Here is a 13,340-nt window from a genome sequence, read left to right as displayed (position 1 = left end):
CTCCAATCGACGGCAACAGGACCGGGAGAAACGCTACGGAGGGCCGCCGGCGCCTGTCAACGCAATTTAAAGGGCGCCTCCCGGCCGACACGTCGATGTCGGATTCCTGCCAGCCGACGGGCGCCCGCGGCTGCTTGAGTGGGCCGTATGACGAACCAGAACATTCTCCGTGACCGGGCGCTGGCCTTCCGCGCGCTGCATGTGCCGGGGCGTCCGCTCGTCCTGCCGAACGCCTGGGACGCCGCGAGCGCCCGCATCGTGGAGGAGGCGGGCGCCGCCGCCGTGGCGACCACCAGCGCGGGCCTCGCCTGGGCCCTGGGCGTCGCGGACGGCGACCGGCTGGACCTGGACCGGTCCATGGCAGCGGTCGCCCGCATCACCTCGACCGTGGCCGTGCCGGTGAGCGCCGACATCGAGAGCGGCTTCGCGAAGGACCCGGCGGGCGTCGCCGACACGGTCCGCGCGGTGCTCGCGGCGGGCGCGGTCGGGGTGAACATCGAGGACGCGCTCTACGGGGGTGAGGGCGTCCTTCGCCCGGTCGCGGAGCAGGCCGAGCGCATCGCCGCCGCCCGCGAGGCCGCCGACGCGGAGGGGGTGCCGCTGTTCGTCAACGCGCGCATCGACACGTTTCTGCGGGGCGCCGGGGGAGTGGACGCGACCCTGGAGAGGGCCGCCGCCTTCCGGGTCGCGGGCGCGGACGGGATCTTCGTCCCCGGGGCCGTCGAACCGGGAACGGTCCAGGAACTCGCCGACGGGATCGACGGTCCGCTCAATGTGCTGGTCGGCCCCGGCGCACCGCCGGTCGCCGAACTGGCCGCCCTGGGCGTCGCCCGGGTGAGCGCGGGCTCCAGCGTCGCCCTGGCCGCGTACGCCGTGGTCCGCCGTGCCGCGCGGGAGCTGCTGGACACGGGTACCTACGACGCGGTCGTGGGAGGCCTGGGCTACGGCGAGCTGAACTCGCTGTTGGAGCAGGGGAGTTAACTCAGCAGGCGTCCCGCATCAGCTCGGCGAGGTCGTGGTCCAGGTCGAGCTGGAGGTGTTCGAGACCGGCGGGCACCAGCTCGCCGGTTGCCCGCAGGAAGCGGCGGATCTCGGTCGAGCGGACATGCACGACCGCGGTGCCCTCGGGGGCGTGGAACTCCAGGACGGTGCGGTCGAAGCCGTAGGGCCGCACGCGGACGTCGCCGTGACCCTCGACGCCGTGCAGACCGGCCGAGAGGAGTTCGCGGGCGAAGGTCCAGCAGACCTCGACGCCCTCCAGGGTGGCCGGTGCCGGGAAGGTCATCCGGACGGCGAAGGGGTCGCGCCGGTCGTAGTGCAGGGTGGCGGGAATGCTCGGCATCCGCGGTGCGGCGGCGACGAGGCGGGCCTCTACTTGCTGCTCGATTGCGATGGACAACGCCTTGCTCCCTTGTGTGACGGCGGTGCGGACTGCGATGACGGCCGGACAGACTCCTGAAAAGACTCTGGAACGGTCCTCCGAGTGGATGGGTCCGCAATGGAAGAGACGCCGGAACGAGCCAATCCGTGCACACGAATTTCCAGTGACCTCTGTCACCGTCGCCCATATGCGCCCAAGGTGGGCGGGGCCGTCTGGACGGCCTCCTGGGAGTGGGCTAGCTTCGCCCGCCATGAGGCGCATGGGGAACACGCGACGGGTGGGACGTACGTACCGGAGAGCGGCGGCCGGGGTGATGTGCGCGGCGGCGCTGGCCGTACTGACCGCCGTACCGGCGCAGGCACGGGACACGGCGCACCGGGCTCCGCACTGGGAGCTCAAGGACAGCGGGGCCTCCGGTGTGCGCTTCCGGGGACTGTCGGCGGTCAGCAGGAACACCGCGTGGGTGGCCGGCACCGCGGGCACCGTGCTGCGCACCACCGACGGCGGGGCGAGCTGGCGGAACGTCTCACCGCCCGGCGCGGCCGACCTCCAGTTCCGGGACATCGAGGCGTTCGACGCGCACCGCGCGGTGGTGCTGGCGATCGGCGAGGGCGAGGCCTCCCGCGTCTACCGGACCGACGACGGCGGGACGACCTGGACGGAGTCCTTCCGCAACACCGACGCGAACGCCTTCTACGACTGCATGACCTTCTTCGACAGCCGCCACGGCCTCACCATGAGCGACCCGGTGGACGGAAAGTTCCGCATCCTGTCGACCGGCGACGGCGGCCGCTCCTGGAAGGTGCTGCCCAACACCGGGATGCCGGCCGCGCTCGACGGCGAGGCGGGCTTCGCGGCCAGCGGCCAGTGCCTGGTCAGCTCCGGGCCCCGGGACGTCTGGCTGGCCACCGGCGGGGGTGCACGCGCGCGTGTCCTGCACTCCGCCGACCGCGGCCTCACCTGGACGGCGACCGACACACCGATCCCGGCCGGCGATCCCGCGCGCGGGGTCTTCGCCCTCGCCTTCCGCGACCGTACGCACGGACTCGCGGTCGGCGGCGACTACACCGCCGACCAGCCGTCACCGCTCGCGGCGGCCGTCACCGGCGACGGCGGCCGCACCTGGGCTCCCGCCACCACCCCGCCGCCCGCCTACCGCTCCGGCGCGACCTGGCTGCCCCACAGCCGCTCCACCGCCCTCGCGGTCGGCCCCACCGGCACGGACGTCACGACCGACTCCGGCCGCACCTGGCGGACCGTCGACACCGGCTCGTACGACACCGTGGACTGCGCGGCCGACCTGGGCTGCTGGGCGGCGGGCGAGAAGGGGCGCGTGGCGCGGCTGGAGGACTGACGGCCAGGGACGGTGCGGCGAGTGCGGCGGTTTTTTGATGGCACCCGCCGCCGAAGATCCCCGTACGCTCGGCACCACCATGACGACCGTACGCATTCCCGCGGGCTGGCCCGCGACCGAGGAGCAGGCCCGCGCAGTCCAGGACGAGTTGCGGCAGCGGGTGGTGACCGACGAACCGGGGCCACCGCCAAGGACCGGGCACGTCACGGGAGTCGACGTCGCCTACGACGACGAGCGCGACGTGGTGGTGGCAGCGGCGGTCGTGCTGGACGCGGCGGGCCTCACCGTCGTCGCCGAGGCCACCGCCGTCGGCACGGTCTCGTTCCCGTACGTGCCGGGCCTGCTCGCCTTCCGTGAAATCCCCACGGTCCTGGCCGCGTTGGACGCCCTGCCGTGCCCGCCGGGCCTGGTCGTGTGCGACGGCTACGGCCTGGCCCACCCACGCCGCTTCGGCCTCGCCAGCCACCTCGGCGTCCTCACCGGCCTGCCCACGATCGGCGTCGCGAAGAACCCCTTCGCCTTCACCTACGACGACCCGGGCGCCCCGCGCGGCTCCGCCTCCCCGCTCCGTGCGGACGCCGAGGAGGTCGGCCGCGCGCTGCGCACCCGCGAGGGCGTGAAGCCGGTCTTCGTCTCCGTCGGCCACCGGGTCACCCTGGACAACGCCTGTGCCCACACCCTCGCGTTGACCCCGGAGTACCGCCTCCCGGAGACGACCCGCAGGGCGGACGCGCTGTGCCGGCGGACACTGCGGGAGGCCACCGCCTGAGTATGCGGGGCGAGTTGGTTCTGAGTACCTGTTCTGAGTACTTGTACGGATGTGGCCGGGCCCGGGTGATCGGCAGGCTGTGCCGCATGACAACGCACCGTTCTCCGAAGCCCGTTGCCCACCCGAGCCAGCCGATCGAGCGTGCCGTGACGGTCGCGCTCGCCCTGTCCGTGGCGGCGGGCTTCGCCTGGATCGGCGGGATGATCTACACGCTGTGGCCGTGAGCCGGGCGCGCGTACGGTGTGGGACGAGGCGGGAAACCGACGAGCCCCACACCGCAACAACCGGTGTGGGGCTCAGACTTGAGCGCCGGGCAGGCCTTGCACCTGCATCTCCCCGCAGGAAGCGGGGCGTCTTTCCTTGGACGACCAACGCGCAACCAGTTTCCGGGTGTTCCGGCGACCGGCTCGTGATCAACTATAGACCATCCCGAGGGGTACTTCGAACTCCCCGATCAGCAGGGCCAGTTAGTGGCCAGGCGTTCCGCGTCGGCGTGCCACCAACGTGGTGGGGACGGGCCGACGGGCTCGGCGGTGGGCTGGTCCGGATGCAGTCCGAGGCGTCGTAGCGCGTCGGCGCGCACCCGGACGTCGAACCAGCCGTGCCAGTGGCCGTCCGACCCGATGCCACAGGCGAGCCCCCACCTCAACTCGCCCTGGGCGAAGGGCATCCAGTCGATGCCGCGCTCCCGCAGTCAAGCGCGCGTGGCCGCCCACGGAGAGGGGCAGCCGGGCAGGTTCTCGTAGGCGGCGACGGTGATCCAGTCGGTGTTCGGCGTCTCCATGGTGTCCATCGTGGCACGGGGAGCCGGCATCCTCACCGGGTCGCCGCCACCCGGAACACGATGCCCGCGGCACGCAGCCGCTCGATGAGGGCGTCGCCCATCGCGGTCGCCGTCGTCACCTGGCCCGCGGTGGGCGGGAGTTCGTCGAGGGCCAGGGAGAGGGCCGCTTCCGCGAACATCTTCGCCGTCTCGTCGTAGCCGGGGTCTCCGCCCGCGACCTCGGTGAAGACGCGTCGGCCGCCGCCCTCGCCCACGAACTTCACGGAGAACCAGCTCTTCGCGCGCTTCTCCGGGCTCGGTCCGTCGCCGGGCTTGAGGCGGTCGGACAACCAGCGCCGGGCGGGCGGGAGTTGAGCGGCGGTGGCCAGGGCGCCGACCGCCGTGAGACCGCCGAGCGCCACGGGAAGCTGCCGTACGGCCGCGTAGTGGCGGTAGCGGAAGTCGGGGCCGTAGCGGTCCAGGGCCTTGGCGGATCGTTGAACGATCTGCGGGTCGATGGTGGGCAGGGGCACCGCCCAGGAGCCGACCTCCCCGGCGAACCGCGGTGCCCCGGCGGGTGCGGTGGCCCGGCGTCCCACCAGCCGCGGTTCGTGGCGTCGCCGGTCCCGCGCGGCGGCCAGCACCTGCCGTCCGCGCCCGAGTTGGGTCAGTGCCGTGGCGAACGTACCGCCGGAGAACATCGCGTCGGCGGTCACGAAACCGTCCACCGTCAGGGGCACCCCCTCCGGGAGTTGCTGGACGGTGAAGTACGCCCCAAGGTCGTGCGGGATCGAGTCGAAGCCGGCCGCGTGCACCAGGCGGGCGCCGGTCTCACGCGCGCGTGCGTCGTGCCGGACGTAGGTCAGGTCGACGAACTCCGGCTCGCCGCTGAGGTCCAGATAGTCGGCGCCGGTGTCCGCGCAGGCGGCGACGAGATCCTCGCCGTAGGTGACGTAGGGGCCGACCGTGGTGGCCACCACGCGCGCGTGCTCGGCGAGTTCGCGCACGGAGGCCGGGTCGGACACGTCGGCGCGCAGGACGCCCACCGTCGTGCCGCCGGGCAGCCGTTCGCGCAGGCGCTTCAGTTTCAGCTCATCCCGGCCGGCGATCGCCCAGCGCAGCCCCTCCGGCGCGTGCGTGGCGAGGTACTCCGCGGTGAGCGCGCCGACGAAGCCCGTGGCTCCGAAGAGCACGATGTCGTAGGGACGGTCCGTCCTGTTCAGCCTGCTCATGACACTCCTGGGTTCCGCAGCCCGCGCCGCTGTCGGTGGCTGAGGCTAGCGTGAAGAGTGCGGAGCCCGACGACGAGCCCGGAGGTATCAGGTGGCCGTGCCCAGGAACGCCCTGAAGAAGTGGGCGAAAGTACGTGAGTTCGCCCTCGGGCTGCCGGGTGCCGCCGAGGAGTTCCCGTGGGGCGAGAGCGTCGCGAAGGTCAACAAGAAGGTGTTCGTCTTCCTGGGTGTCGACGACGGTGGCTATCCGCTCGCGCTCACGGTCAAGCTCACGGACGAGACCGCCCACACCCACGCGCTCACCGCACCCGGCGCCGAGCCCGCCGGCTACGGCCTCGGCAAGGCCGGCTGGGTGCGCATACCGCTCGCCGAGCAGGATGCCCCGGCCGCCGAGCTGCTGTGCGACTGGGTGGAGGAGAGCTACCGCGCGATCGCCCCGAAGCGCCTGATCGCCGAGCTGGACGCGGACGGCCGTGGCTGGCGGCAGTCCACGGAGGTACTTTGACTAAGCGCTTGCTCGTCAAGGTCTTGTGTCGAGTGGAACACGTTCTTAGCATCATCGGTGTTACATCGGTTGTGTCACAGCTGGGGGCTGGATGACAGCGGCAACGACGCCCGGGCACGGCCCGCTCTCCGGCGTGCGCGTGGTCGAGCTGGCCGGGATCGGCCCCGGCCCCTTCGCGGCCATGCTCCTCGCCGACCTCGGCGCCGACGTCGTCCGCGTCGACCGGCCCGGCGGCCCCGGACTCGGCGTCGCCCCCGAGCACGACATCACCAACCGCAACAAGCGCTCGGTCCTCGTCGACCTGAAGGCGCCCGACGGCCCCGCGCGCGTCCTCGACCTGGTCGAACGCGCCGACATCCTGATCGAAGGCAACCGCCCCGGCGTCACCGAACGCCTCGGCGTCGGCCCCGAGGCCTGCCACGCCCGCAACCCCCGGCTCGTCTACGGCCGCATGACCGGCTGGGGCCAGGACGGCCCGCTGGCCGACCGCGCCGGGCACGACATCGCCTACATCGCGCTGACCGGCACCCTCGGCATGATCGGCAGCCCGGGGGAGCCCCCGCCCACCCCCGCCAACCTGCTCGGCGACTACGCGGGCGGCTCCCTCTACCTCGTCGTCGGTGTCCTCGCCGCGCTGCACCACGCGCGCGTGACGGGCACCGGTCAGGTCGTCGACGCCGCCATCGTGGACGGCACCGCCCACCTCTCCGCGATGATCCACGGCATGCTCGCCGCCGGCGGCTGGCAGGACCGGCGCGCCGCCAACCTCCTCGACGGCGGCTGCCCGTACTACGGCACCTACGAGACCGCCGACGGCAGGCACATGGCGGTCGGTGCCCTGGAGCCGCGGTTCTACGACGAGTTCACGCGACTGCTCGGCCTCGCCGACTTCGCCGACGCCCGCCGGGACTGGACCCGTTGGGGCGAGCTGCGCGAGGCGGTCGCGGCCCGCTTCCGCAGTCGTACGAGAGACGAGTGGAGTGCGGTCTTCGAGGGCACGGACGCGTGCGTGGCGCCCGTGCTGTCGCTCCGTGAGGCCCCGAAGCACCCGCATCTCGCCGCGCGCGGGACCTTCACCGACCACGGCGGGATCACCCAGCCCGCCCCCGCGCCCCGGTTCTCCGCAACTCCCACCTCGGTGCGCGGCGGGCCCGCCCTGCCGGGCGCCGACACCTCGGACGTGGCCCGTGACTGGGACGTCCCCCGGCTTGCCGACGTCGTTGAGGACGGTGATCGGGGGACACCTCGACGCGTTCTCGAAAACCCTCAGTGAAAGGCTTGGCAGTGAGCACCGAAGCGTATGTCTACGACGCGATCCGCACCCCGCGCGGGCGCGGCAAGGCGAACGGATCCCTGCACGGGACGAAGCCCATCGACCTGGTCGTCGGACTCATCCACGAGATCCGCGACCGCTTCCCGGACCTGGACCCGGCCGCGATCGACGACATCGTGCTCGGTGTCGTCGGCCCGGTCGGCGACCAGGGCTCCGACATCGCCCGGATCGCCGCCGTGGCCGCCGGACTCCCGGACACGGTGGCCGGAGTGCAGGAGAACCGCTTCTGTGCCTCGGGTCTTGAGGCCGTCAACATGGCCGCCGCCAAGGTGCGTTCGGGCTGGGAGGACCTCGTCCTCGCCGGTGGCGTCGAGTCGATGTCCCGGGTGCCGATGGCCTCGGACGGCGGCGCCTGGTTCAACGACCCGATGACGAACCTCGCCGTCAACTTCGTGCCCCAGGGCATCGGCGCCGACCTGATCGCCACGATCGAGGGATTCTCGCGGCGCGATGTGGACGAGTACGCGGCCCTCTCGCAGGAGCGCGCGGCCACCGCCTGGAAGGAGGGCCGTTGCGAGCGCTCCGTGGTGCCGGTGAAGGACCGCAGCGGCCTGATCGTCCTCGACCACGACGAGCACCTGCGCCCGGGCACCACCGCCGACTCCCTCGCCCGGCTCAAGCCGTCCTTCGCGGACATCGGGGAACTCGGCGGCTTCGACGCCGTGGCCCTGCAGAAGTACCACTGGGTGGAGAAGATCGACCACGTCCACCACGCGGGCAACTCCTCCGGCATCGTCGACGGCGCCTCCCTCGTCGCCATCGGCTCCAAGGAGGTCGGCGAGCGCTACGGCCTCACCCCGCGCGCGCGGATCGTCTCCGCGGCCGTCTCCGGCTCCGAGCCGACCATCATGCTCACCGGGCCCGCCCCGGCCACCCGCAAGGCCCTCGCCAAGGCCGGGCTGACCATCGACGACATCGACCTCGTCGAGATCAACGAGGCCTTCGCGGCGGTCGTCCTGCGCTTCGTGCGGGACATGGGCCTGTCCCTGGACAAGGTCAACGTCAACGGCGGCGCCATCGCGCTCGGACACCCGCTCGGCGCCACCGGCGCGATCATCCTCGGCACGCTTATCGACGAACTGGAGCGCCAGGACAAGCGCTACGGCCTCGCCACGCTGTGCGTCGGCGGCGGCATGGGCATCGCCACCATCGTCGAGCGCGTCTGAACTCCCCAGCGGCAGCAGAGACTTCTACGGAGAACCCCCTCATGACCGAGAGCACCACCATCCGCTGGGAACAGGACGACACCGGTGTCGTCACCCTCGTCCTCGACGACCCCGACCAGTCCGCGAACACCATGAACGCGGCCTTCCGCGACTCCCTCGCCGCGGTCACCGACCGCCTGGAGGCCGAGCAGGAGTCCGTCCGGGGCATCATCTTCACGTCCGCCAAGAAGACCTTCTTCGCGGGCGGCGACCTGCGCGACCTGATCCGCGTCACCCCGGACACCGCCCAGGAGTTGCTCGACGGCGGCCTCGCCATCAAGCGCAACCTGCGCCGCATCGAGACCCTGGGCAAGCCGGTCGTCGCCGCGCTCAACGGCGCGGCCCTGGGCGGCGGTTACGAACTCGCCCTCGCCTGCCACCACCGCGTCGCGCTCGACGCCCCCGGCTCGAAGATCGGCTGCCCGGAGGTCACCCTCGGCCTGCTCCCCGGAGGCGGCGGAGTCGTCCGTACGGTACGGCTGTTGGGCATCACCGACGCCCTGCTGAAGGTGCTCCTCCAGGGCACCCAGTACAGCCCCCGGCGCGCGCTGGACAACGGCCTCATCCACGAAGTGGCCGCCACCCCGGACGAGTTGATCGCCAAGGCCCGCGCCTTCATCTACGCCAACCCGCAGTCGCAGCAGCCCTGGGACAAGCCCGGCTACCGCATCCCGGGCGGCACCCCGGCCAACCCGAAGTTCGCGGCCAACCTGCCCGCCTTCCCGGCCAGTCTGCGCAAGCAGACCAACGGCGCCCCCTACCCGGCCCCGCGCAACATCCTCGCCGCCGCCGTCGAGGGCGCCCAGGTCGACTTCGAGACCGCCCAGCTCATCGAGGCCCGCTACTTCGTCGAGTTGGCCGCCGGGCAGACCTCGAAGAACATGATCCAGGCGTTCTTCTTCGACCTCCAGGCCGTCAACTCCGGCGCCAACCGCCCCCAGGGCATCGAGTCCCGCCCGGTCCGCAAGGTCGCCGTCCTCGGCGCCGGGATGATGGGTGCCGGCATCGCCTACTCGTGCGCCCGCGCGGGCATCGACGTCGTCCTGAAGGACGTCACTCCGGAGGCGGCGGCCAAGGGCAAGGCCTACTCCGAGAAGCTCTGCGCCAAGGCCGTCTCCCGCGGTCGTACGACCCAGGAGAAGGCGGACGCGCTGCTCGCCCGCATCACGCCCACAGCCGACCCGCAGCACCTCGCGGGCTGCGACGCGGTGATCGAGGCCGTCTTCGAGGACACCTCCCTGAAGCACAAGGTGTTCCAGGAGATCCAGCACATCGTCGAGCCCGACGCGCTGCTCTGCTCCAACACCTCCACCCTCCCCATCACCGCCCTCGCCGAAGGCGTGGAGCGTCAAGTCGACTTCATCGGGCTGCACTTCTTCTCGCCGGTCGACAAGATGCCCCTCGTCGAGATCATCAAGGGCGAGCGCACCGGCGACGAGGCCCTCGCGCGGGCCTTCGACCTGGTCCGGCAGATCAAGAAGACCCCGATCGTCGTCAACGACTCGCGCGGCTTCTTCACCTCACGGGTGATCGGCCAGTTCATCAACGAGGGCGTCGCGATGGTCGGCGAGGGCATCGAGCCCGCGTCCATCGAGCAGGCCGCCGCACAGGCGGGCTACCCGGCCAAGGTCCTCTCCCTGATGGACGAGTTGACGCTCACGCTCCCGCGCAAGATCCGCAACGAGTCGAAGCGGGCCGTCGAGGAGGCGGGCGGCACCTGGCCGGGGCACCCCGCCGAGGCCGTCATCGACCGCATGGTCGACGAGTTCGGCCGCACCGGGCGCAGCGGCGGCGCGGGCTTCTACGACTACGGCGACGACGGCAGGCGCACCGGACTGTGGCCGGGCCTGCGCGAGCACTTCACCCGCGAGGGCGCCGAGATCCCCTTCGAAGACATGCAGGAACGCATGCTGTTCTCCGAGGCGCTCGACACCGTCAAGCTCCTTGAGGAGGGCGTCCTGACGTCCGTCGCGGACGCCAACATCGGCTCCATCTTCGGGATCGGCTTCCCCGGCTGGACCGGCGGTGTCCTCCAGTACATCAACGGCTACGACGGCGGCCTGCCCGGCTTCGTGGCACGCGCGCGTGCGCTCGCCGAGCGCTACGGGGAGCGGTTCACCCCGCCCGCGCTGCTCGTCGAGAAGGCCGAGAAGGGCGAGCGGTTCACCGACGCGCGCTGACGTGTCGACGTATCGCTGAGCGACACGCTGCCCTTGCCTCACGGGGACGGGACCCCGACGCTGACCGGCGAACCGGTCAACGGTCCCGTCCCCCGAGGAGCCCCCCATGGGTCACCGCCCCGCCCTCGCCCTCCTCGACATCCTGCGCGGCGAGGGCGTGGACCGGATCTTCGGCAACCCCGGCACCACCGAACTCCCTTTCCTGGCAGCCCTGTCGGAGGCCGGGGACGCCCCCGAGTACGTCCTCGGCGTGCACGAGGGCGCCGTCGTCTCCATGGCCGACGGCTACGCGCGCGGCACCGGCCGCCCCGCGTTCGTCAGCCTGCACATCGCCGCCGGGCTCGCCAACGGCCTCATCGGCCTGCTCAACGCCCGTCGTTCGCGCACCCCGCTCGTCGTCACAGCCGGCCAGCAGGACCGCCGCCACCTCCAGCAGGACCCCATGCTCTCCGGCGACCTCCTCGGGCTCGCCCGGCCCGCGGCCAAGGCGACGTACGACATCCAGCACGCCCGCGACCTGCCCCTCGCGCTGCGCCGCGCCTTCGCGCAGGCCCAACGGCCGCCCGCCGGGCCGGTGTTCCTGTCCCTCCCCATGGACCTGCTGACCGAGGACACCGAGGTCGAGGTCCCCGCCCGCACCCCGCCGCCCCGGCCGGGACCCGCCGCCGGGCTCGACCGGGCCGCCGTGCTGCTCGGCGGTGCGGCCCGCCCCGCGATCGTCGCCGGGGACGGAGTGGGCCGCGAGGACGCGGTGGCCGCACTCGTCCGTACGGCCGAGGCCTGCGGGGCGACCGTCCACCACCAGCCGATGGCCGACTGCCTCAACTTCCCTGCCACGCACCCTCTTTACGCCGGGATGCTGCCACCCCGCCACGACGCGATCCGGACCGCCCTCGCGCCGTACGACACCGTCCTGATCGTCGGCGCCCACGCCTTCACGCCCCACCACTACAGCCCCGGGCCCGCCCTGCCGCCCGGCATCACCGTCGTCCAGCTCGACTCGGACGCCGACGAGATCGGCCGCAACTTCCCCGTCGACGCGGGGTTGGTGGGCGCGCTCGCGCCCTCGCTGCACCGCCTGGCCGAGCTGTTGCGCGAACAGGTCCCCGACCACACCGCGAAGGCCCGTGTCCTGCACGCCGGCGAACGGCACACCGCCGAACGGGCCCGCGCCGAGTCCGCCGCCCGCGCCGCCTACTCGGCCGCGCCTCTCGCCCCCTGGGCCGCCGCCCACGCCGTCGCACGAGGACTGCCGCCGGACGCCGTGGTCGTCGAAGAGGCCATCACCGTCGGCCTGTTGCTCCGCCGGCTGCTACGACTCGACCGGCCCGGCAGCTACACCCACACCGTCGGCGGCGGCCTCGGCTGGGGCATCGGCGCCGCCGTCGGCCGCTCGCTCGCCGACCCGGGCCGGCCGGTCGTCTCGGTCCTCGGGGACGGCTGCGCGCTCTTCGGACTCCAGGGACTGTGGAGCGCGGCGCGCCAGCAAGTACCGGTGCTGTTCGTGGTGATGGGCAACGGCAGCTACCGCACTCTCCAGGACACCTACAAGGCGATGGGCGGCAGCGGCAGTTGCCCCGGCACCGAACTCGGCGCCCTGGACTTCACGTTGGCCGCGCGCTTCTTCGGGGTCGACGCGGTCCGGGCGGAGAGCGCGGACCACCTGCGTGAACTGGTCGCCGGGGTAGACGAGTTGACGTGCCCGATGCTCGTCGACGTACCGCTTCGCACCTCGTAGAGATACCGCTTCGATTGCGGTCGCGACTCACCGTGACCCACACCTTGTCACCCGTGCGCGCGAGCGACCACCATCGGTCCATGACGGACGGGCAGTTGCCGAAGTCGGTACTCGCACGCGGGGTGTTGCTGCTCCGCGCCTGCGGCGACGCCGGGACCGCGCTCTCCCTCGCCGAACTGGCCGTGCGCACCGGCCTGCCCAAACCGACGGCACACCGGCTGATCGGCGAACTGGTCCGCCTCGGCCTGGTCGAACGTATGCCGGACGGCAGCTACCGCATCGGGCTCGCCCTCTTCGTCCTCGGCCAATCCTCCCCGTCCGTACGGGAGTTGCGGGACGCGGCGCTGCCCTACCTGGGCGATCTGCACGAGGCGACCCATGAGAACGTGCACCTCGCCGTCCCGGACGGCACCGACACCCTCTTCCTGGAGAAGATCACCGGCCGCCGCGCCACCCCGATCGTCTCCCGCACCGGCGGCCGGCTCCCGGCCCACTGCACCGCCACCGGCAAGGTCTTCCTCGCCCAGGACCCCCGCCCGCCCCGCCGCACCCTGCCCCGCCTCACCCCGCGCACCCTCGTCCTCCCCGGCCAGCTCGCCCGCGACCTCGCCCTCACCCGGGCCCGCGGCTACGGCGTCAACCTGGAGGAGGCCGAGATCGGCATCTCGGCGGTCGCGGCCCCCGTCTACGCCGCCGACCGCGGCTCCCGCCCCATCGCCGCGATCTCCGTCACCGGCGGCACCCGCCGCCTGGACGTGGACCGCATCGGGGCCCGGCTGTGCGCGGCGGCGCGGGCGATCACGCGGAGCCTGTCGGTCTGACGCGGCCGTTTTCGGAGCCTGTCGGTCTGGCGGCTCGGCTGTCTCCGGGCCCTGACGGT

General features: G+C 72.4%; 13 protein-coding genes. 10 read left to right on the top strand and 3 right to left on the bottom strand.

What is annotated here, in order from left to right; translation table 11 throughout:
• Window positions 1-147: 147 nt before the first annotated feature.
• Window positions 148-981 carry an isocitrate lyase/phosphoenolpyruvate mutase family protein gene (locus ACIBJH_RS31725; protein ID WP_399120325.1) on the top strand — a complete coding sequence of 278 codons (834 nt, stop codon included), beginning with the start codon at window positions 148-150 and terminating at the stop codon, window positions 979-981.
• A 1-nt stretch (window position 982) separates the two neighbouring features.
• On the opposite strand, the gene ACIBJH_RS31720 is transcribed toward ACIBJH_RS31725, so the two are convergent.
• Window positions 983-1,399, bottom strand: a complete 417-nt coding sequence (locus tag ACIBJH_RS31720; protein WP_399120324.1) for an SsgA family sporulation/cell division regulator — start codon at window positions 1,397-1,399, stop codon at window positions 983-985.
• 241 nt (window positions 1,400-1,640) lie between these two features.
• On the opposite strand from ACIBJH_RS31720, the gene ACIBJH_RS31715 reads away from it, so the two are divergent.
• From ACIBJH_RS31715 to mmpA, 3 genes are all read left to right on the top strand, one after another.
• The gene (locus tag ACIBJH_RS31715; RefSeq protein ID WP_399120323.1) at window positions 1,641-2,735 is read left to right on the top strand and encodes a WD40/YVTN/BNR-like repeat-containing protein; all 1,095 of its coding nucleotides are present in this window, start codon (window positions 1,641-1,643) and stop codon (window positions 2,733-2,735) included.
• Window positions 2,736-2,814: 79 nt separating this feature from the next.
• Complete coding sequence (locus ACIBJH_RS31710; protein WP_399120322.1) at window positions 2,815-3,504, top strand: endonuclease V; 690 nt, start codon at window positions 2,815-2,817, stop codon at window positions 3,502-3,504.
• Window positions 3,505-3,590: 86 nt separating this feature from the next.
• Complete coding sequence (gene mmpA, locus ACIBJH_RS31705) at window positions 3,591-3,728, top strand: morphogenic membrane protein MmpA (RefSeq protein ID WP_399120321.1); 138 nt, start codon at window positions 3,591-3,593, stop codon at window positions 3,726-3,728.
• A gap of 230 nt (window positions 3,729-3,958) precedes the next feature.
• On the opposite strand, the gene ACIBJH_RS31700 is transcribed toward mmpA, so the two are convergent.
• On the bottom strand, window positions 3,959-4,174 hold the full coding sequence (locus tag ACIBJH_RS31700; RefSeq protein WP_399120320.1) for a hypothetical protein: 216 nt from the start codon (window positions 4,172-4,174) through the stop codon (window positions 3,959-3,961).
• Window positions 4,175-4,320: 146 nt separating this feature from the next.
• Complete coding sequence (locus ACIBJH_RS31695; RefSeq protein WP_399120319.1) at window positions 4,321-5,499, bottom strand: saccharopine dehydrogenase family protein; 1,179 nt, start codon at window positions 5,497-5,499, stop codon at window positions 4,321-4,323.
• A gap of 91 nt (window positions 5,500-5,590) precedes the next feature.
• Between ACIBJH_RS31695 and ACIBJH_RS31690 the strand changes: the two genes are divergently transcribed.
• The 6 genes from ACIBJH_RS31690 to ACIBJH_RS31665 all read left to right on the top strand — a co-directional run bounded on the left by ACIBJH_RS31690 (window position 5,591) and on the right by ACIBJH_RS31665 (window position 13,281).
• Complete coding sequence (locus ACIBJH_RS31690) at window positions 5,591-6,004, top strand: MmcQ/YjbR family DNA-binding protein (RefSeq protein WP_399120318.1); 414 nt, start codon at window positions 5,591-5,593, stop codon at window positions 6,002-6,004.
• 91 nt (window positions 6,005-6,095) lie between these two features.
• Window positions 6,096-7,277 carry a CaiB/BaiF CoA transferase family protein gene (locus tag ACIBJH_RS31685; protein ID WP_399120317.1) on the top strand — a complete coding sequence of 394 codons (1,182 nt, stop codon included), beginning with the start codon at window positions 6,096-6,098 and terminating at the stop codon, window positions 7,275-7,277.
• A gap of 11 nt (window positions 7,278-7,288) precedes the next feature.
• The gene (locus tag ACIBJH_RS31680) at window positions 7,289-8,503 is read left to right on the top strand and encodes an acetyl-CoA C-acetyltransferase (RefSeq protein ID WP_399120316.1); all 1,215 of its coding nucleotides are present in this window, start codon (window positions 7,289-7,291) and stop codon (window positions 8,501-8,503) included.
• A 41-nt stretch (window positions 8,504-8,544) separates the two neighbouring features.
• Window positions 8,545-10,722, top strand: coding sequence for a 3-hydroxyacyl-CoA dehydrogenase NAD-binding domain-containing protein (locus ACIBJH_RS31675; RefSeq protein WP_399120315.1), 2,178 nt, complete (start codon window positions 8,545-8,547; stop codon window positions 10,720-10,722).
• Between the two features lie 106 nt (window positions 10,723-10,828).
• Window positions 10,829-12,460, top strand: a complete 1,632-nt coding sequence (locus ACIBJH_RS31670; RefSeq protein ID WP_399120314.1) for a thiamine pyrophosphate-binding protein — start codon at window positions 10,829-10,831, stop codon at window positions 12,458-12,460.
• 80 nt (window positions 12,461-12,540) lie between these two features.
• Entirely contained in the window at window positions 12,541-13,281 is a 741-nt protein-coding gene (locus ACIBJH_RS31665) for an IclR family transcriptional regulator (protein WP_399120313.1), read from the top strand.
• Window positions 13,282-13,340: the final 59 nt, after the last annotated feature.

Origin of the sequence: Streptomyces sp. NPDC050548, assembly GCF_044457385.1 — a bacterium.
GTDB lineage: Bacteria > Actinomycetota > Actinomycetes > Streptomycetales > Streptomycetaceae > Streptomyces.
The sequence above is the reverse complement of the archived record's forward strand: the minus strand, read 5'-3'. Positions and strand labels throughout refer to the sequence as shown.

Coding starts and splice junctions, on each gene's coding strand:
- ACIBJH_RS31715 (WP_399120323.1), top strand. CDS start 1,641: ATGGGGAACACGCGACGGGTGGGACGTACGTACCGGAGAGCGGCGGCC.
- ACIBJH_RS31725 (WP_399120325.1), top strand. CDS start 148: ATGACGAACCAGAACATTCTCCGTGACCGGGCGCTGGCCTTCCGCGCG.
- ACIBJH_RS31700 (WP_399120320.1), bottom strand. CDS start 4,174: ATGCCCTTCGCCCAGGGCGAGTTGAGGTGGGGGCTCGCCTGTGGCATC.
- mmpA (WP_399120321.1), top strand. CDS start 3,591: ATGACAACGCACCGTTCTCCGAAGCCCGTTGCCCACCCGAGCCAGCCG.
- ACIBJH_RS31695 (WP_399120319.1), bottom strand. CDS start 5,499: ATGAGCAGGCTGAACAGGACGGACCGTCCCTACGACATCGTGCTCTTC.
- ACIBJH_RS31675 (WP_399120315.1), top strand. CDS start 8,545: ATGACCGAGAGCACCACCATCCGCTGGGAACAGGACGACACCGGTGTC.
- ACIBJH_RS31670 (WP_399120314.1), top strand. CDS start 10,829: ATGGGTCACCGCCCCGCCCTCGCCCTCCTCGACATCCTGCGCGGCGAG.
- ACIBJH_RS31665 (WP_399120313.1), top strand. CDS start 12,541: ATGACGGACGGGCAGTTGCCGAAGTCGGTACTCGCACGCGGGGTGTTG.
- ACIBJH_RS31710 (WP_399120322.1), top strand. CDS start 2,815: ATGACGACCGTACGCATTCCCGCGGGCTGGCCCGCGACCGAGGAGCAG.
- ACIBJH_RS31685 (WP_399120317.1), top strand. CDS start 6,096: ATGACAGCGGCAACGACGCCCGGGCACGGCCCGCTCTCCGGCGTGCGC.